Source organism: Streptomyces sp. O3 (assembly GCF_054788135.1).
Genome location: NZ_JBTVYK010000160.1, coordinates 1 through 320, shown reverse-complemented (window position 1 = coordinate 320; position 320 = coordinate 1). Strand labels below are relative to the sequence as shown.

Here is a 320-nt window from a genome sequence, read left to right as displayed (position 1 = left end):
CCGGCCAGCGACTGCGGCTGGTTGGCGACGATCCCGACCACCCGCCCGTCCAGGCGGGCCAGGGCGCACACGATGTTGCGGGCCCAGCGCTCGTGGATCTCCAGGTAATCGCCGTCGTCGACCAGCTCCTCTATCACCCGGTGCATGTCGTACGGGCGGTTGCCGTCCGCCGGTACGAGGTCGAGCAGCGCGTCGCTGTGCCGGTCCGCGGGGTCGTCGGATGCGACGTGCGGCGGGTTCTCACGGTTGTTGGAGGGGAGCATCGAGAGCAGGTAGCGGACTTCGGCGAGGCAGGTCTCCTCGTCGTCGTACGCGAAGTG

At 69.4% G+C, this 320-nt stretch carries 1 protein-coding gene; it reads right to left on the bottom strand.

Translation table 11 applies throughout. The features are described 5' to 3' along the window. On the bottom strand, positions 1 to 320 hold a 320-nt coding region (locus tag ACX6XY_RS30155; protein ID WP_460337828.1), incomplete at both ends, for a carboxyl transferase domain-containing protein.